This window comes from Sphingomicrobium sp. (genome assembly GCA_036563485.1).
Lineage (GTDB): Bacteria > Pseudomonadota > Alphaproteobacteria > Sphingomonadales > Sphingomonadaceae > Sphingomicrobium.
Genome location: DATCMI010000001.1, coordinates 1,834,714 through 1,850,435, shown reverse-complemented (window position 1 = coordinate 1,850,435; position 15,722 = coordinate 1,834,714). Strand labels below are relative to the sequence as shown.

18 protein-coding genes and 1 tRNA gene are annotated in these 15,722 nt (G+C 63.6%); 10 read left to right on the top strand and 9 right to left on the bottom strand.

Features of this window, described 5'->3' with window-relative positions:
* The first annotated feature begins 31 nt into the window (after positions 1-31).
* Entirely contained in the window at positions 32-1,372 is a 1,341-nt protein-coding gene (locus tag VIL42_09655) for an amino acid permease (GenBank protein HEY8593111.1), read from the top strand.
* Here VIL42_09655 and VIL42_09650 read toward each other — a convergent pair.
* The 3 genes from VIL42_09650 to VIL42_09640 all read right to left on the bottom strand — a co-directional run bounded on the left by VIL42_09650 (position 1,320) and on the right by VIL42_09640 (position 3,763).
* Complete coding sequence (locus tag VIL42_09650; GenBank protein ID HEY8593110.1) at positions 1,320-2,483, bottom strand: aromatic ring-hydroxylating dioxygenase subunit alpha; 1,164 nt, start codon at positions 2,481-2,483, stop codon at positions 1,320-1,322. The genes VIL42_09655 and VIL42_09650 overlap by 53 nt on opposite strands.
* A gap of 51 nt (positions 2,484-2,534) precedes the next feature.
* On the bottom strand, positions 2,535-2,993 hold the full coding sequence (locus tag VIL42_09645; protein ID HEY8593109.1) for a DoxX family protein: 459 nt from the start codon (positions 2,991-2,993) through the stop codon (positions 2,535-2,537).
* Positions 2,994-3,067: 74 nt separating this feature from the next.
* Positions 3,068-3,763, bottom strand: coding sequence for a glutathione S-transferase family protein (locus tag VIL42_09640; protein HEY8593108.1), 696 nt, complete (start codon positions 3,761-3,763; stop codon positions 3,068-3,070).
* Positions 3,764-3,860: 97 nt separating this feature from the next.
* Between VIL42_09640 and VIL42_09635 the strand changes: the two genes are divergently transcribed.
* The 5 genes from VIL42_09635 (at position 3,861) to VIL42_09615 (ending at position 6,609) form a co-directional block, all read left to right on the top strand.
* Positions 3,861-4,340 (top strand): MarR family winged helix-turn-helix transcriptional regulator, encoded by a 480-nt coding sequence (locus VIL42_09635; GenBank protein ID HEY8593107.1) that lies wholly within the window; start codon positions 3,861-3,863, stop codon positions 4,338-4,340.
* A 136-nt stretch (positions 4,341-4,476) separates the two neighbouring features.
* Positions 4,477-4,887 carry a 30S ribosomal protein S6 gene (gene rpsF, locus VIL42_09630; protein ID HEY8593106.1) on the top strand — a complete coding sequence of 137 codons (411 nt, stop codon included), beginning with the start codon at positions 4,477-4,479 and terminating at the stop codon, positions 4,885-4,887.
* Positions 4,887-5,111: a 30S ribosomal protein S18 gene (gene rpsR, locus VIL42_09625; GenBank protein ID HEY8593105.1), complete on the top strand. Its 225-nt coding sequence runs from the start codon at positions 4,887-4,889 to the stop codon at positions 5,109-5,111. The genes rpsF and rpsR overlap by 1 nt, the downstream gene beginning before the upstream one ends.
* Positions 5,112-5,125: 14 nt before the next feature.
* A complete protein-coding gene (gene rplI / locus VIL42_09620; GenBank protein ID HEY8593104.1) occupies positions 5,126-5,734 on the top strand; it encodes a 50S ribosomal protein L9 in 609 nt (202 codons plus the stop codon).
* A 167-nt stretch (positions 5,735-5,901) separates the two neighbouring features.
* A complete protein-coding gene (locus VIL42_09615) occupies positions 5,902-6,609 on the top strand; it encodes a hypothetical protein (protein ID HEY8593103.1) in 708 nt (235 codons plus the stop codon).
* A gap of 59 nt (positions 6,610-6,668) precedes the next feature.
* Here the strand turns inward: VIL42_09615 and VIL42_09610 are convergent, their stop codons facing one another.
* Positions 6,669-7,319, bottom strand: coding sequence for a glutathione S-transferase family protein (locus tag VIL42_09610; GenBank protein ID HEY8593102.1), 651 nt, complete (start codon positions 7,317-7,319; stop codon positions 6,669-6,671).
* A gap of 81 nt (positions 7,320-7,400) precedes the next feature.
* On the opposite strand from VIL42_09610, the gene VIL42_09605 reads away from it, so the two are divergent.
* Positions 7,401-7,553 carry a hypothetical protein gene (locus VIL42_09605; GenBank protein ID HEY8593101.1) on the top strand — a complete coding sequence of 51 codons (153 nt, stop codon included), beginning with the start codon at positions 7,401-7,403 and terminating at the stop codon, positions 7,551-7,553.
* 3 nt (positions 7,554-7,556) lie between these two features.
* On the opposite strand, the gene VIL42_09600 is transcribed toward VIL42_09605, so the two are convergent.
* A complete protein-coding gene (locus tag VIL42_09600; protein ID HEY8593100.1) occupies positions 7,557-8,012 on the bottom strand; it encodes a DUF6456 domain-containing protein in 456 nt (151 codons plus the stop codon).
* A gap of 135 nt (positions 8,013-8,147) precedes the next feature.
* Between VIL42_09600 and VIL42_09595 the strand changes: the two genes are divergently transcribed.
* Together VIL42_09595 and VIL42_09590 are read left to right on the top strand one after the other, a co-directional pair.
* Positions 8,148-8,714 carry a helix-turn-helix domain-containing protein gene (locus VIL42_09595; protein HEY8593099.1) on the top strand — a complete coding sequence of 189 codons (567 nt, stop codon included), beginning with the start codon at positions 8,148-8,150 and terminating at the stop codon, positions 8,712-8,714.
* 165 nt (positions 8,715-8,879) lie between these two features.
* Positions 8,880-8,955: transfer RNA gene (locus tag VIL42_09590), tRNA-Val, on the top strand.
* Here VIL42_09590 and VIL42_09585 read toward each other — a convergent pair.
* The 3 genes from VIL42_09585 to VIL42_09575 all read right to left on the bottom strand — a co-directional run bounded on the left by VIL42_09585 (position 8,956) and on the right by VIL42_09575 (position 11,930).
* Positions 8,956-9,882 carry a MarR family transcriptional regulator gene (locus VIL42_09585; protein ID HEY8593098.1) on the bottom strand — a complete coding sequence of 309 codons (927 nt, stop codon included), beginning with the start codon at positions 9,880-9,882 and terminating at the stop codon, positions 8,956-8,958. It abuts the tRNA gene before it with no gap.
* A gap of 441 nt (positions 9,883-10,323) precedes the next feature.
* The gene (gene cysQ / locus VIL42_09580; GenBank protein HEY8593097.1) at positions 10,324-11,154 is read right to left on the bottom strand and encodes a 3'(2'),5'-bisphosphate nucleotidase CysQ; all 831 of its coding nucleotides are present in this window, start codon (positions 11,152-11,154) and stop codon (positions 10,324-10,326) included.
* On the bottom strand, positions 11,151-11,930 hold the full coding sequence (locus VIL42_09575) for an SDR family NAD(P)-dependent oxidoreductase (protein HEY8593096.1): 780 nt from the start codon (positions 11,928-11,930) through the stop codon (positions 11,151-11,153). The genes cysQ and VIL42_09575 overlap by 4 nt, the downstream gene beginning before the upstream one ends.
* Before the next feature lie 186 nt (positions 11,931-12,116).
* On the opposite strand from VIL42_09575, the gene VIL42_09570 reads away from it, so the two are divergent.
* Positions 12,117-13,427, top strand: coding sequence for a L,D-transpeptidase family protein (locus VIL42_09570; GenBank protein ID HEY8593095.1), 1,311 nt, complete (start codon positions 12,117-12,119; stop codon positions 13,425-13,427).
* Between the two features lie 1,435 nt (positions 13,428-14,862).
* Here VIL42_09570 and VIL42_09565 read toward each other — a convergent pair.
* Positions 14,863-15,687, bottom strand: coding sequence for a hypothetical protein (locus VIL42_09565; protein HEY8593094.1), 825 nt, complete (start codon positions 15,685-15,687; stop codon positions 14,863-14,865).
* Between the last annotated feature and the right edge of the window lie 35 nt (positions 15,688-15,722).

Sequence of the window (15,722 nt, the reverse complement as noted above, 5' to 3'; positions counted from 1 at the left end):
CCAACCCTGGCGAGGAGTGCAAAGCGGCGCCATGGCCCACGAAATTCCGCCGATCGACACTCATCCCGAGCCCGCATCGCGGATGCTCGGCAAATGGATGAGCGCCGCCATGGTCGTCGGGACGATGGTCGGCTCCGGCATCTATTTGCTGCCGACCACGCTTGCGCCGCACGGCCTCAACCTCGTCGTCGCATTCCTCGTCACGGGCTTCGGGACCATGTGCCTCGCCTTCTGCCTGGCGCGGCTGGCGGCGCAGATCCCGGGCGGCCCGTTCGCTTATGTGACAAGCGCCTTTGGCGAGACCGCGGCGTTCGTCACGCTGTGGAGCTACATCATCTCACAGATCACCGGCGTTGCCGGGGTGTCGGTCGCAGTCGCCGGCGCCCTTGGCCATGTGTGGCCCATCGTCGTGTCCGGACCGGGGCTGATTGCCGTCGCGCTTGCAAGCATCGCCATCCTCACCATGGTCAACATGAGGGGCGCTCGTTCGGCAGGCGTCCTTCAGGTCGTCGCCACACTGATCAAACTGATCCCGCTCATTGCGGTCGTGTTGCTCGTCATCATTCGCCTGCTCTCTGGCCAGCCGCTCGAACCGCTCGACCCAGTGCCGCTGTCCCTGGGCGCCATCGCAATTGCGGGTGCGCTGATGCTGTTCTCACTGACCGGGTTCGAGGCTGCAGCGGTCACGGCGAATGTCACTCGAAACTCGACGGACACGGTGCCGAAGGCCACCATCTTCGGGACCGGGTTCACGGCGGTCATTTACCTGCTTTCGACCGTCGCCTGCCTGATGCTCCTGCCGAGTGCAGCGGCAGCGACGAGCGGCGCCCCCTTCGCAGACGCGATCGCTCCGATCCTCGGTTCGATCGCCGGCATCCTCGTCGCCATCATTGCAGCCGTGAGCGCTTTCGGCACCGCCAATGCGCTACTGCTGTTCGCCGCAGAGCTCAGCCGGACGATCGCCAATGCGGGCGACCTTCCGCGCTTGTTTGTCCGCACCAATCGCTTCGGTGCGCCTGTCGGTGCCTTGCTCGTCGTGGCCACCATTGCCGCAATCCTTGTCCTTGCGAGCTCTTCGAAGGACTTCGTCGGCGTCTACGTGTTCATCACGCTTGTCTCGACCGTGGCGGCGCTGGTTCTGTACGTCGTTTGCGCGGCCGCAGCGATGAAGCTCGGAGTGATGGGCAAATGGACGGTGATCGCCCTGATCGGCGTCGTCTATTCGCTGGTGATGTTCGTTGGCGCGGGGCTCGAAGCGACTCTCTGGGGCTTCGGGCTGGCCATCGCGGGCCTGCCCGTCCGCCTCATCGCGCGGCGGTTCAGCCGCTCCAGCCGGGTGGCGGCGGAGATGCGAGCCGCGCCTCGGGAATAAGGGTGCGGAGCTTGTTGGCAAAGCTGCGCAGGCACACCTCGCTCCTTCCCAACGGTCCCGCTTCGTAGGTCGGCGACTGCATGCCGAGCTGGACGCGGGTAATCAGCTCCGTGTCCTCGGCATTGACGCGGCGGTTGATGCGCCAGTTGAGGTAGCGCGCCGCCCGCATCTCGCGCCCGTCGTCAGGAAGCACGTAGCTGATCTCGCGGATCACCGTCTCCGTGGCGCTGACCGGCAGGAACTGCATGAAATCGACCTGGTCAGGGTAGATGTCGAAGGCAACGTTCGGGAACAGCTTGTAATAGAGCCACTTGCGCCGGTGGCTCTCGGGCAGGTGGTCGGCGCGTGGGAGCAGCGCTTGATAGGCGCGTTCCGACGGATTGGCCGACGGCTTGTCGACCAGGTCGCCTTCCATGCGGTCGACCCACTCTTCCGCTTGAATCCGATAATTGCGGCCGAATAGGCGGCTGAGCCCTGGATGGCCGACGGCGATGTGCAAATGGTCTGAATAATTGTCGGCAATGGTCTTCCAGTTGAGTGGCCGCGGGCGGAGCGTGACCCGGCCGAGCACACGCAGGTCCTCGAAGCGATAAGGTGCCACTTCCTCTTCATAGGGCGCCATCATCTCGGCCACCGATGGCGCGCCCTGCTGCAGGGTGACAAACAGGAAGCCTCGCCAATTCTCCAGTGCGACGGGAACCAGGCTCAGCTCTTCGGTCTGCAGTCCCGGATACTCATGCCGATGCGGGACGCCGACCAGCCGCCCGTCGCGGGCATAGCTCCAGGCGTGATAAGGACAGGTCAGGACCTTGGCGCAGCCGCCGGTTCCGTCGACCAGGCGGGAGCCGCGGTGGCGGCAGACGTTCGAAAAGGCGCGCACCTCGCCATCGTCGCCGCGCATGACGATCACGCTCTCGCCGAGATATTCGAGGCTGCGCCATTCGCCGGGCTGGGCGATCTCGCTCTCGTGACAAACGACTTGCGGCGCGGCGCGGAGGAACGCCTTCTGCTCGGCGGCGAAGAACTCCGGGTGGCAATAGAGCCAGCCGGGCAGGCTCATGTCGTCGAGCGGATCGAGCGTCGGCTCGACAGATCTAAGAGGCGTCGCCATGGCAACGGATGTGCCACGGCGACGCCAGGTCTTGCAATTAGGAAGTGGTTGTCAGGCGAGCGCCGGATTCACGTTCCCGCTGGGGCGGACCGACGCACCAAGGCGCTTCGACGGATTGAGGGCGAGCGCCCCGTCCCCAAGCAGGAATTGTGCGAACGAGAGGACGACGAGATATGCTGGATATTCCCATCCGCCCCCAGGTGCGCTGAAGACCCAGCCATTATTGGCATGGGCAGTGAACAAGGCGCCAACCAGGATGGGGCTAAGCGCGAGCGCGAACCATCTTGCCTTGATGCCAAGCAGGATGGCGGCGCCGCCGATCGCTTCCGCACCGATCGTCGCATAAGCGAGCCACCGAGGCAGGCCGAGCGAGACGAAATAGCCCGCAGTGCCGGCAAGCCCGAACACCATGACTTTAAGGACGATGCTGTGCGCGAGGTACATGATACCGAGGGCGACCCTGAGAAGCGTCACGCCGGCGGTGATCGACGAGGATTGTTCGTTGTGCATTTCAGTTCTCCGGAAGGTAAGGTGACGCCCTCCCGCGGCTGGGGAGGAGGGAAGACCGGGAGGGCGCCACCGGTTCAGGCCAGTTCGAGTGCGTGCCGCTCGAGCAACCGGCCTAAATGCGAGTTCTTGGCGATGACGAAGTCGATAAGCTGTTCAGGATAATCGTCGCGGACGGCAGTCCGGACCGAGTCCCTTTTTGTGAGCGCATCCGACCAGGCGCGGACCTTTGCAGGCCGCTCCACGACCTCACGCCCGATGCGCCAATCAAACACTTCGAGGTAGCGGAAGGCCGGCGCGAACGCTGCATCGACCAACCCGAAACGGCTGCCCGCGAACCAAGGACCTTCGACCTGCTGCTCAAGCTGGAGCAGCCGGTCGCGCAAGGCCCGCGCCGCATCAGCATAGGCGTCCTCGGTCGGCGCGGTATAAAGCTTGCCGATGTCGGCGATGGTCGCCGAAGCAAACTCGACCCAGGCGCGCTGCCGGGCTTTGGAGATCGGCTGGCGCGGCAGCAGCGGCTCGCCGGAGATTTCGTCCAGATATTCGGCGATCACCGAGCTTTCGAACAGCACGTGAGTCGAGCCGTCTGTTTCGGTCACTTCGAGCACCGGGACCTTGCCGGTTGGCGAGAGCTTCAGGAACCAGTCCGGCTTGTTGGCGAGATCGACGTCGACTCGCTCGAACGGGATCTCCTTCTCTTTGGCGACGATGACGGCGCGCTGCACGAAGGGGCACAGCTTGTGACTGATGAGGCGAAGGCGTTCAGGCATTGGGTCGCTCCGTTTCGATGCAACTGCATTGAACATGATGCATTTGCATCTAAATGTCAAACTTGATGCAAATGCATGTAAATGCTAAGGAAGTTTCATGAACGATTGCACACCAGTGATCCCGAGCGACCCGGTCGTGGCCGCATTCGTGCGACTCGTGCGCGCCCAGCGCTGCGTCGTCCTCGGCATCGAGCGCGCCGTGAAGGACGCGGGCTTCCCGCCGATCGAGTGGTATGACCTGCTTTGGGAGTTGGAGCGCGAGGGGCCGTCCCGCCCCCGCGATGTCCAGGACCGATTGCTCTTCCCCCAATCCAATCTCTCGCGCCTGATCGACCGGTTGGAGAGCGCCGGCCTTGTCGAGCGCGACATTTGCAAGGAGGACGGGCGCGGGCAGATCGTGAGGATCACGCAGGCGGGCAAGGACCTGCGCAAGCGGATGTGGGCGGCCCATGCGGCCGCCATCCAGTCGCTGATCGGCGATCATCTAAGCGATGACGAAGCGGCGCAGCTCGCTGGCCTGCTCGACCGGCTTCGCGGCTGCTGCCCAGACTTAGGCCAGGCCGCCTCTGCAGCTTGATTTTCCGCGGCCTTTTGGCCATAGGCGCCGGAGATGGGGTGCGAGCAGGTCTCGCGCCCCAGTGTTTTTTGGAACGACAGCCGGAGGGGCGTTCGCATTGGGCGGCGTCAGCGATCGGCCAACAAAGAGAAGAAGCATGCCGCTTTACGAGCATGTTTTCCTCGCGCGTCAGGACCTCGCCCAGGCCCAGGTCGATGCGCTTGCGGAAAACGCTACCAAGATCGTCCAGGACAATGGCGGGCAGGTCGTGAAGACCGAGACCTGGGGTCTCCGTTCGCTCGCCTATCGCATCGCCAAGAATCGCAAGGCTCACTACGTGATGCTCGACCTCGATGCGCCGGCGCAGGCCGTTGCCGAACTCGAGCGCCAGTCGAACATCAACGAAGACGTGATCCGCTTTCTGACCCTCAAGGTCGATGAGCATGAGAGCGGCCCTTCGGCGATGATGCGCCGTAGCGAGAAAGAGCGCTCGCGTGGTGACCGCGGCGAGCGCGGTGACCGCGAGGAACGCGGCAGCTTCCGCGCCCGCGAAGAGGAGGCTGAATAATGGCCCGTGCATTTTTCCGCCGCCGCAAGTCTTGCCCGTTCTCGGGCAAGGACGCCCCGCGCATCGACTACAAGGACGTTCGCCTGCTTCAGGGTTTCGTATCCGAGCGCGGCAAGATCGTTCCGAGCCGCATCACCGCGGTCTCCTCGAAGAAGCAGCGTGAGCTGGCCCGCGCCATCAAGCGCGCCCGCCACATCGGCCTTCTTCCCTACGTCGTGAAGTAAGGAGCGCTTAAGTCATGGAAGTCATTCTGCTTGAGCGCGTCGAGAAGCTCGGCGCCATTGGCGACGTGGTGAAGGTCAAGGACGGGTTCGCCCGCAACTATCTTTTACCGCGCAAGAAGGCGCTCCGCGCCAATGAATCGAATCGCAAGCTGTTCGAGGCGAACCGCGCGCGGATTGAGGAAGAAAACGCTAACCGTCGCGGCGACGCCGAAAAGGCATCGAAGGGCATCGACGGCAAGACCGTCCAGCTCATCCGCCAAGCGTCGAACACCGGCCAGCTCTACGGTTCGGTAAGTGCTCGTGACATCATCGAAGCTCTTGAGGCCGACGGCGCGAGCGTGACGAAGAGCCAGGTCGTGCTCGACCGCCCGATCAAGGCGATCGGCATGCACGACGTGAAGATCGCGCTTCACCCGGAAGTGTCGGTGACGGTCAAGGTCAACGTCGCCCGCTCGCCGGAAGAAGCCGAACTGCAGGCCCAGGGCGTCGACGTCATGGCGCAGATGTTCGAGCGGGACACCGCGGCGTTCACCGAGGATTACGATCCGAACGCCGAGCCGGGCGCCACCGCCGAAGCCGCGGCTGCTGCTCCGGCTGATGAGGGCGCGGACGAGAACGCCTAGGCTTCTCCTCCGACTGGAAAGTTCAAGGCCGCTGCCCCGCCGGGCGGCGGCCTTTTCTTTGCGCCGAGCCGTTCGTCGCAAAGCTCGTTGGCGAAGCGGAACGGGGGCCGCCCACCCCATGTTTAACGTCGCAGAGCACAGCGGGGGCCATAGGAGGAGATTCCGATATGGCTGAAGAACGGGACGACGATCGGTTCGACACCAACGCGAGCAGCGGTGGTCAGCAGCAGACGACCGGCCAGCAGAGCCAGCAGAACGAGTTCGGGCAGCAGGGACAGCAGCAGTCCGGCGGCCTGGGTTCGCAGCAGACGATGAGCAGCCAGGGCTCGGATGGCGGCTTCGGCGGCCAGAGCAGCGACGAGACGAGCCAGGGTGGCGGCATGAGTGGCCAGCCGATCGGCGGCAATGACAGCGCGACGGGCAGCGGTACGACGCTGAGTCAGGGCGCGGACTTTGGCGGCCAGAGCTCGAGCGGTCAGGCCCAGGGCTCGCAAGGCGGCGATACGGCGACGCTCGACCAGCAGGGCGGCGGAACCGCGGGCGCCGGTGACCTCGGCAATGCTTCCGATCTGGGCGGCGGCGAGACCGGCTACGGCAGCCAGGGCGGCCCGGGCGGCGGCAGCAGCGACACTGCGACCACCGGTGAAGGGTTCATCGGAGCCCAGGGCACCGGCTCGGACGATTACCTGCAGGAAGGCGGAAGCGGCGGCCAAGGCAGCGCATCCAGCGCCAATGCCACCGGCGGCAGCGATTTCGCCGAACAGGGCCGCGGCGCGCTCGACGATGAAGAAGACGAATCCGGCTCCGGTTCGACCGGCGGCGGCGGCGGCTTCACGGGCGGCGGCGGCTCCGGCGGCTCTGGCGGCGGCTTCTAACCGAGTCTTCGCCTACCAAATTGGCGCCGCGCCTCAGCCGAGGCGCGGCGCCTTTTCGTTCATGCCGCTGTACGCGCCAGAATTTCGGTTTCGCGCTCGATCCACGGCGCGAATGACGGCCGCGCGAGAATGCGGTCGACGTAAGCGACCGTCCGCGGGTAGCGATCCGGATCGACCCGCGTCCCAGTGTGGCGGAAGTTTGCAAAAGGTGACGAAACGGCGATGTCCGCGAGCGTAAGCTGGTCCCCAACCAGATATCCGTCCCCGTCCGGCACGACCCGCTCAAGATAGTCCAGCACTGGGGGCAAGTCGTTGAGCTCGGCGTTCCGGGCAACCTCGGGATCGCCGGGACGACCGAGAAAGCGCGGCGCGACCACTAGGTTGAAGAAGATCTTCGCCCCGCAGGCGAAAAGGATCGTATCCGCGAACTCCTCGAACCAGATCGTCTTGCCACGCATTTGGGGATCGCTCGGAATCAGCGCCGGCTCGGGCTGCTTTGCTTCCAAATAGTGGATGATGGCGCTGGAATCGGCGAGCGCGAAATCTTCGTCGCGAAGGGCGGGCATCTTCCCGAATGGGCTCGCTTCGAGGAATTCCGCGGTTGGCCGTGGAATGCCGCCCGCCTGAAGTTCGAGTTCGATGCCCTTCTCGGCCGCGAAGGCCAGGACCTTGCGTACAAATGGCGAGAGCGACGAACCGTACAGAATCATGCGCCTAATCCTTCTTGTCGAACGGAAACTCCCCTGCCGCCGCTCGTTGAGCTGGACAATATCACAGCGAAAGGTGAGCAGATGCGCAGCAACAGCGGCAAGGACGAAGCCCGCAACAACATGCGGGATCCGACGGTCCGCGACCGTGTTCAAAAGCGAGACAAAGACGCGAAGAGCTCGAGCGTCTCGCATGCAGGTGCTCCCGCCGATCATCGCGGCAGCCGCAAGGACTAGGCTTCAGCCTATTCGGTAATAAGCTGCGACGCGGTCCAGCGCGAGCGTGAGAACCAGCTTGCCGGCCCGCGCAGGCCAGGCCAGCGCCGTCTCCGCCTCCCGCATGCCTTCGCCGGCACAGACTATCCGCCACAGGATGTCAGCAAGGCCGGGCCCAGCCGCCGCCACGGCTTCGTCGAAGCGCCGCTTGGCGTCGAGTTGGGATCCGTTCAGGTCCGGCGCGTGCGCTGCTCCGCCGCGGGTTCGTGCCATCGGGGCCTGATCCCACGACATGGTGAGCCGGGGCGCGAGCTGCGCCCGCTCCCAATCAGACCGCAAGCGTTCGCCGGCGTCGAACTGGCGCCTCGTTAGATGCCCCCGCGCGAACAGCCATCCCAGGGGTGACTCGGTGATGTTCACGGTGACTGAGCGGCTACGGCTCAACTGAACACCGCCGACGGCCGACGCATCCCCGATCATCGGCTGCTCTTCCAACAGTTTAGCTTCCTTCATTCCTTGCATCCCCGCCGCTCCTCCGAATCGTTAGGTTCCGCTTGCCACAGCGGCGAAGATGTAGGACAGGAGAAAAACCGGTTTGGTTATCGCGGAGGGGGCATGATTACGAGAATTCGAGAAGTGCGCCGTGCGCGCGGGCTGACGCTCGATGACGTTGCTCGCCGTTGCGACCCGCCGACGACCGCACAAACCATCGGCCGTCTCGAGACCGGCACGCGAACTGTCTCCGTTGGTTGGCTGAACCGCATCGCCAATGCGCTCGGTGTCGATGCCCAGGATCTTGTCGCCGGCGGCGGGGACGTGAGCGAGCTCAATGTGGTTGCGATCCTCGGACCCGGCGGTGCTGCGGCGCCGAGGAAGGCGGCGATCGTCGTCCCGCCGCGGGTCGAAGCTGGGCAGATGGCGCTGATCGTCGCCGGGAGCCTCGGCGATTACCGCTCGGGCGACGAGCTATGGTGCGAAAGCCTAGTTCCGGAGGACTATGGCCGGGCGTTGAACCGCGATGTGCTCGTGCCCCGTCCGGCCGGTCGGTTCCTCTTTGGGAGGCTAATCAATCGTGACGCCGAGAAGCTGCAGATCTTGCCGCTGGAACCCGGTGGTAGGCAACAGATCGTGGCCAATCCTCCTTGGCTAGGCGTGGCGGTGAAACTCGTGCGGACCTTGTAGGGCCGGCGCAGCGTTTGGGCCGGCATGTTCCTGTTCTTCTCGAACCGCACCGGCTGCATGCTTTCGCTGCTCCTCAGTGCTGCCGGCACTTTGATCCTGCTTGCGCTCACAGGCTGGATAAGCCTTTGACCTGATCGGCCTGGCATGGCACCGCGCATCAAGCCCGGGCGGTTAGCTCAGTTGGTAGAGCATCTCGTTTACACCGAGAGGGTCGGCGGTTCGAGCCCGTCACCGCCCACCATCAAATCGCCGCGGCTTTGCCAACCTCCGCGAAGTAGCGGCGCATCGCGTCGCTCGACGCCGGGGCGAGTTCGACGAACACGCGCCTGCCGTCGTGCGGGTCGGCACGGCGGATAAAAATGCCTTCCTCCACCCTGGTCTTGAGCCAACGAAGCGCGGTGGTAGCGGGCACGGCCGCGGCAATGCAAAGGCTCGAAACCGGCACGCGAAGCTGCGCGATCTCGGCCTGGAAAAGGTCGAGAAGCATATCCCATGCGGGGTCGGCAAACAGGTGGTCAGCGAAATAACGCGTCCTCAGCCGCCGCGCGCGGATAACGCCGCGGACGGTATCCGCAGAGACCTCGGGCGCCGGCTCGGCGGAACTAGGGACCTCCGCCCTGGCCGCAACGGCCGGCGGAGCAGCCGAAAGCCGTGAAAGTGTGGCTGCGATCCGGCTCACCTCATCGCTAAGCTGCCGCAGCCGGGCGGCGTTTTGGTCCGAAGCGATATCGGACAACCTTTGGCCTCGAATAACTGCTTCGCTCGTTGCGATAGCCAGCGCGGCAGCGCGTTCCGCTTCATCCGCGTCCACGAGGAATTCGACGCGCCCCTCATCGACGCCGGCAGCGACGGCATCGACCAGCGGACGGGTGCTCGATACAACCGCCGCGTAACGGCCCGCGCGCACGTCATCGCTGACGCCGGTCAGCAGCGCATCCATGGCGCCGCCGCAATCCCGATCGAGTTCGATCCACACAGCGGTCGCCGAGATCTGCAGGTCGATCCGCTCCATGGCGGCTTCGATCGGAACACAACCGGCGATACGCCGCCCTGTGCTAGTCACCGTCCGCACGGCCCGTTCCTGCGCGGCTTCGCTGCTTGCGCTAATCAGGACTGGCGGCTGATCTAAATAGGAGTGCTCGGCTGTGAACGTCTGGATCGCGTCCATGGGTGTCCCCTGGCAATCGAAACTGACCGAGCATGACTTGGATAACGCGCATTCTGGAGAAAAGTCAGGCAATTTCGGCTCCAGAACGGTGCAGAGCTAATGAAAAACTAACTGAGGACGATAGAAGCAGCGCAAGCGACCCGGGGGCGTGTTCGTGAAAGGATCAAGAGAGTCACTTGCGGCAGAGCGCGCACGCTGGCTTGCCGAGCTCTCCGTAGCGCTTGGCGAGGCGCGGCGTCTTGCGAGGGAGCTCGGTGCGGCCGAGGGACGGCTAGAGGCCGTCGAACTTTGTGCACATATCGAGCTTGTGAGGTTGCAGGTCGAAGCGATGCAGCTGCGACGGCCCACGCTCCCACGGCCGAATTTTCGTCCAGAATGGATACAACCTTGGCCGATTCAACCCCCTGACGCGGAGGGTCAGGTCGAGGAAAATCCCGCCGCTTAGACGCCGGCGGGCAGCTCTCCACCGCCGGAGAAGGGCTCGAGGAATGGTTCGAGCCGTGGCGCCTTCCAACCGGATGTCGCGACGAAGGCTCGATTGAGGAATGCGCGCTTGCCGTAGCGAAGCGCATCGCCGTCGGGACCGTCGACAAGGCCTCCGGCCGCAACCAAGACTGCATGGCCTGCGGCCGTATCCCACTCGCTGGTCGGCGCTGCCCGTGGATAGATGTCAGCGCGCCCTTCCGCGACGATGCAAAACTTCAAGGACGAGCCCACGGAAACATAGCCGCACTTGCCGGCCGCCGCTTGCAGATAGTCGATTGTCGCCTGATTGAGGTGCGACTTGGATGCGACGGCGGTTAGCTCCTGCGGCCGCTCACGGGTTTTGATGACTTGCCGCCCATCGCCTTCGTCCAGCCAGGCGCCCTCCCCGACGCAGCCGCCGTGCAACCGTCTCGTTGCAGGTGCGAAAACGACGCCCACTTTGGGAGTGCCGCGCTCGATCAGGCCGATGTTGACCGTGTAATCGTCGCCACCTCGAATGAACTCCTTGGTGCCATCGAGCGGATCGACCAGGAAATAGGTATCATCGTGTGCCGGAATGCGGCCTGCGGCGACTTCTTCCTCGGCGATCACCGGCACTCCCGGTGCGGCTCGGGCCAGCGCGGCGAGGATCACCAGCTCTGCCGCACGGTCCGCCTCTGTGACCGGCGACGTATCGCTCTTGAGCTCGACCTCGAAGCCGCGCCTGACGATCTGAAGGATCGCCTCGCCTGCCTGCTTCGCCGCCTCGGCTAGTTCATCGACTAGCCCCAAATAGTCGGAGTTCAACGCGGCGCCATCCGAATGCCGCCGTCAAGCCGAACGGATGCCGCGTTCATGTAGGGGTTTTCGATGAGGAAGCAGGCGAGCCGCGCATATTCTTCGGGCTGCCCGAGCCGCTTGGGAAACGGCACCTGCGCGCCCAGCGCATCCTGGACGTTCTGCGGCATCATGCCGACCATCGGTGTCTTGAACACGCCGGGTAGGATCGTGTTGACTCGGACACCCTCGCCCATCAGGTCACGAGCAATCGGTAGGGTCATCGCCAGAACCCCGCCCTTCGAGGCGGAATAGGCAGCCTGGCCGATCTGCCCGTCTTCTGCGGCCACGGACGCCGTATTGATGATCACGCCCTTCTCGCCGTCTTCCATCGGCTCGGCATCGACCATTCCAAAAGAAGCGTTGGCGATGCAGCGGAACGTACCGATCAGGTTGATCTGTATCGCCAGTTCGAACTGCTGAATCGGGTATCGCTTCGCAGCCTTGGTTTCCTTGTCTCGTCCAACGGTCTTTGCTGCGTTCGCGACGCCAGCGCAGTTAACCAGGATCCTCTCCTGCCCGTGGGCTTCCCGGGCTTTGGCGAACGCTGCGGCGACCTTTTCGTCCGACGTCACGTCGACTTCGCAGAAAATGCCGCCGATTTCGCTTGCGACCTTCTCACCACGCTCTTGGTCCCGGTCGAACACTGCAACCTTCGCGCCGCGGCGCGCCAGTTCGCGGGCAGTTGCCTCGCCAAGGCCAGATGCGCCTCCCGTGACTACTGCAGCGGTGCCGTCGATCTTCATGGATATCCCTTCAGCGTGCTTTTCTGAACGGCCCGCCTATCGCGGCAGGAGAGAAAAAGACAAGCGCTGACCACCACGGGTTGCGTACAGGCAACAGCCCCCAAGCGAATGCCGGTTCATGCCGAATGCAGCTTGGCTATGGAATAAAGCCGCGTAGCCTTATCGAACAAACTGAAGGGGGATGGTGTGCGGCTGGTGAATTGGAAATCTGCGGGTCTGTGGCTCGGCGCTGTGGCGGCATCGAGTGCCAGCGTGTCAGTCGCGCAGCCGGTCGCTGTGTCCGGCTATTCGCAGGAAGCACTCGCTGCAGCCGTCGACAATTTCTACCGCACCTTCAACCCCGGACCAATCTGGTTCCGGGGGGGCGGGCAAGTACAGGCAGCTGCGCAGCTGGCGGCAGTCCTGGATCGTGCACCCATCGATGGCTTCGCGGGTGGGCCGCAGCTCGCCGCGCAAGTGCGTGCAGCAACTGCTCGGGCTGCTACGGGCAACCCGGCTGATGTTGCCGCTGCCGATCGCGTGCTTTCCGGCGCATGGGTTCAGTATGTGCAGGCGGTTAAACGGCCCACGCCGGGCATGGTTTATTCCTATGACCAGTTGCGCCCGCAAGGGACCGGCGTTGAGTCCATTCTTCTGACGGCGAAGGCTGCCCCCTCGCTTGCTAGCCACGTCGCGACAGTCTCGGACATCAACCCGCTGTACAAGCAGTTGCGGGATGCTGCCTGGATGCAGGCGCAGGCCAGCGGCACAATGGCGCCCGACGCGCGGCTGCTCGCAAACCTTGACCGCGTCCGCTCCATTCCCGCCACGGGCAAGTTCATCGTCGTCGATTCCGGCACTCAGCTGATGACGATGTTCGAGAATGGCCGCCCCGTGGACTCGATGAAAATCGTCGTGGGCAAGACCGACTACAAGACGCCGATGATCGCCAGCATCATGTACTACATGGTCTATAATCCCTATTGGAACGCGCCTGACCACCTCGTCCGCAAGATCGCTCAGAACTATCTGACTATGGGGGATTCCTACCTGAGGAGCCGTGGCTACCAAGTCATGAAGGATTGGACCGCCGCTGCAGAGGTCGTGCCGAACAGCAAGGTTGATTGGAAATCGGTGGCTTCAGGCAAGACGCAGATTCGCATTCGTCAGAAGCCGCAGGACGACAATAGCATGGGGGATCTGAAATTTCCCTTCCCCAACAACCTCGACATCTTCCTCCACGACACGCCGCACAAGGAGTATTTCGCGCGCTCCAGCCGGTACCTGTCGAACGGCTGTGTTCGTCTTGAAGATGCCAAGCGCTTCGGCCGTTGGCTCCTCGGATCGGAGCCGGTGGCACCAGGCACTGACGCTGAAATTCAGGTGCAGCTGCCGCGCGGAGTTCCCATCTACCTGACCTATACCACCGCGCAGGTACGCGACGGCAAGCTGACCTATCTTCCCGACGTTTACGGCTGGGATACGAAGGCGCCGCGGATGGCTTCGAACGGTAGCTAGTATTTGGTGAAGACTGGATCCTGACCAGCAATGGTCGGCGTAAGCACTGTTCGTGCCTCTGTGCCGGGAATGGTTGCTTCCACGGTCTCGCCGGGCACCCAAACGGGCAAGCGCACCGGTTCCAACGAACCGCGATCAAGAAGCACAAACGGAACAGATCGTGGATGTTCAATCCCGCTCGTGCCAAGTCGTCCACGCGCCAATCGCCCGAGCTCGAAGCGCCCGCCCCCCTTCGGCGTACAGCGACCGAACTGAATGACCTCTCGGCCTAGCAGAGCAAGATTTGCGCCGCTCCGCAGGTCTTCGTCGGTACAGCTGGTGAGCCATTGCTCCGGATCATGGAGCATGACTTCACAACAGTCCGCCGTGGCCTCGATCCCTGCGGCGGCACGGCCTAGCACCGACCTTCGTCCGGACGTCCGCATGGCGTAGCTCTGCTCCGCGTGGCGGATTTCTACGCCATAGCGTCTCCAGCTGGGGCCGGGAGAACTCGCTGCGAGCAAGAGCAGTGGCTCCGGGTTCTGCCGCAACTCCGTCGGCGCTTCGAACAGCGCGAGCATGACCGGTTCGAGTGGATTGTCCGGACTGCCGATGATCCGACCAGGCTCGGCAGCTATCGTGGGAAGTTGCCTCATCGGGGGGTAAGTTCCGCGGTCACGACAAACCCCTCTATGGTGCATTTTTCCACCGTCCACGTTCTCGGATCGGTGGGTAAGCGGATGTGTTCACCTGGCTCGAGAGCGGCGAAGGACGGCGGCAGCCGGAGAGTGAGCCTGTCCCGGCGTGTCGACCGCGCTGCGATGATCTCATGCACGAGCGACTTTGCGTCCGACGCGGCAAGTACGGCTGGGAGCTCAATCTGCTCCTCACGCACACCCTTGCCACCCGCACGGGCTCTCGCCTCCGCCGACTGATAGTCGCGTGCGGCATCATAGTACGACATCCTCAACACCGCGGGGCCGCCTGAGGCCTGATGCTCTCGCTCAATGCGAGCTCCCTCTTTTCCATTCCAGCTGCTGCCAAGCTGGTGATCGCTAGTGGCCCACGCGGTCTGTTGATCGGGCGGCCGCAAAGCGGACCCGCCGTCGTATAGGTGCACAACAAAGCTGCTTACCAGCGGCTCCAAGGCCGCTCGGACGGAGCTGCCGTAAACCGCATAGCCGGCCAACTCGGCGCCCGTGATGTTGAGTTTTATGTGTCCGTCGGAGCCGTCCGAGAGGAGGGCACCGACCCGTCGTCAGCAAAGATTTAGAACGTGGGGATGGTCGCGAACGATCACCCCATCGATCGTTCCTGACTGAGTACCCGAGCGTAAACGCATGTTCGCTAGGCGAACGCAGCCTTTGCGTCGAAGAGAGTACGAGAGTTGGCGGGGACGACGACCGTTTGTCGTCATTACAGTCGATCCACTGACGGCTTGCGCCGAACCACGCGGTTAAACCCCCATGATCCGCTGCGCCGCAGCATGCCACCACGGCTTGTCCCAGGCCAAATTCACCAGCGCAATCACCGGCAGGAACACCGCAAGCCAAACCTTATAGGCCTCATGAACCCGCCGGTTGCGCAGCACGTCCCACACCAACATCGGCGCGACCGCCAGCAACACAAACATCTGCCCCGACAAGGGAGCCGCGGGCATTGTCGACGGCAACCAGAACATCCGATCGATTGCGGCCTCGATCGGCACTGCTGTCGCCAAGAAGATGATTCTCTTGTGCAGACCCGGGCGGTTGGTTCGCGCTCCAAGTGCAATGCCCATGAACAAAGCGAACAGCAGCCCGCCGCTGATCTGCAGCAGCAGGATGTTCTCGACGAGCGGCACCACTGGAGCCAGTGCCTCACGAACCGGCGGCGGGCCGAACTTCGCTCCGCCCCACACCTGGTAATACATCGTCGGTGCCAGGATCAGGCCGACGACCACCAGCGCCGGAACCAGTAAGAACGCGGCGATGCCAACCTGCTTGTGCAGCCCACAGCGACCGGTTGCGACCATTACCGTCTGCGCCAGAAGGAGCAGCAAGAACGATCCCATCAGCAACGCATGAAGGTGCAGCACCAGCGGGAACGGCGGCCGCATGCCGGCCTTGATCATGCCCAGCTTCATCATCGAATCCGGCACGAACCCGACCAGCACGATCAAGATAAACCAAAGCGCCATCCCGACGAAGATCCAGCGATCGACGGAATGGGCGCGCGGTGTCCCAGACAAATTGTCCGGCCTGCGTTCACGAATTTCGAAATTGCCCGCAACGGTCGCCATGGCACGTCCCCCTTGCCGTTCGACTCGCTGCTACT

Excerpts from the sequence above, each read along its gene's own strand:
- VIL42_09655 (HEY8593111.1), top strand. The coding sequence starts at position 32 with ATGGCCCACGAAATTCCGCCGATCGACACTCATCCCGAGCCCGCATCG.
- VIL42_09650 (HEY8593110.1), bottom strand. The coding sequence starts at position 2,483 with ATGGCGACGCCTCTTAGATCTGTCGAGCCGACGCTCGATCCGCTCGAC.
- VIL42_09645 (HEY8593109.1), bottom strand. The coding sequence starts at position 2,993 with ATGCACAACGAACAATCCTCGTCGATCACCGCCGGCGTGACGCTTCTC.
- VIL42_09640 (HEY8593108.1), bottom strand. The coding sequence starts at position 3,763 with ATGCCTGAACGCCTTCGCCTCATCAGTCACAAGCTGTGCCCCTTCGTG.
- VIL42_09635 (HEY8593107.1), top strand. The coding sequence starts at position 3,861 with ATGAACGATTGCACACCAGTGATCCCGAGCGACCCGGTCGTGGCCGCA.
- rpsF (HEY8593106.1), top strand. The coding sequence starts at position 4,477 with ATGCCGCTTTACGAGCATGTTTTCCTCGCGCGTCAGGACCTCGCCCAG.
- rpsR (HEY8593105.1), top strand. The coding sequence starts at position 4,887 with ATGGCCCGTGCATTTTTCCGCCGCCGCAAGTCTTGCCCGTTCTCGGGC.
- rplI (HEY8593104.1), top strand. The coding sequence starts at position 5,126 with ATGGAAGTCATTCTGCTTGAGCGCGTCGAGAAGCTCGGCGCCATTGGC.
- VIL42_09615 (HEY8593103.1), top strand. The coding sequence starts at position 5,902 with ATGGCTGAAGAACGGGACGACGATCGGTTCGACACCAACGCGAGCAGC.
- VIL42_09610 (HEY8593102.1), bottom strand. The coding sequence starts at position 7,319 with ATGATTCTGTACGGTTCGTCGCTCTCGCCATTTGTACGCAAGGTCCTG.
- VIL42_09605 (HEY8593101.1), top strand. The coding sequence starts at position 7,401 with ATGCGCAGCAACAGCGGCAAGGACGAAGCCCGCAACAACATGCGGGAT.
- VIL42_09600 (HEY8593100.1), bottom strand. The coding sequence starts at position 8,012 with ATGATCGGGGATGCGTCGGCCGTCGGCGGTGTTCAGTTGAGCCGTAGC.
- VIL42_09595 (HEY8593099.1), top strand. The coding sequence starts at position 8,148 with ATGATTACGAGAATTCGAGAAGTGCGCCGTGCGCGCGGGCTGACGCTC.
- VIL42_09585 (HEY8593098.1), bottom strand. The coding sequence starts at position 9,882 with ATGGACGCGATCCAGACGTTCACAGCCGAGCACTCCTATTTAGATCAG.
- VIL42_09575 (HEY8593096.1), bottom strand. The coding sequence starts at position 11,930 with ATGAAGATCGACGGCACCGCTGCAGTAGTCACGGGAGGCGCATCTGGC.
- VIL42_09565 (HEY8593094.1), bottom strand. The coding sequence starts at position 15,687 with ATGGCGACCGTTGCGGGCAATTTCGAAATTCGTGAACGCAGGCCGGAC.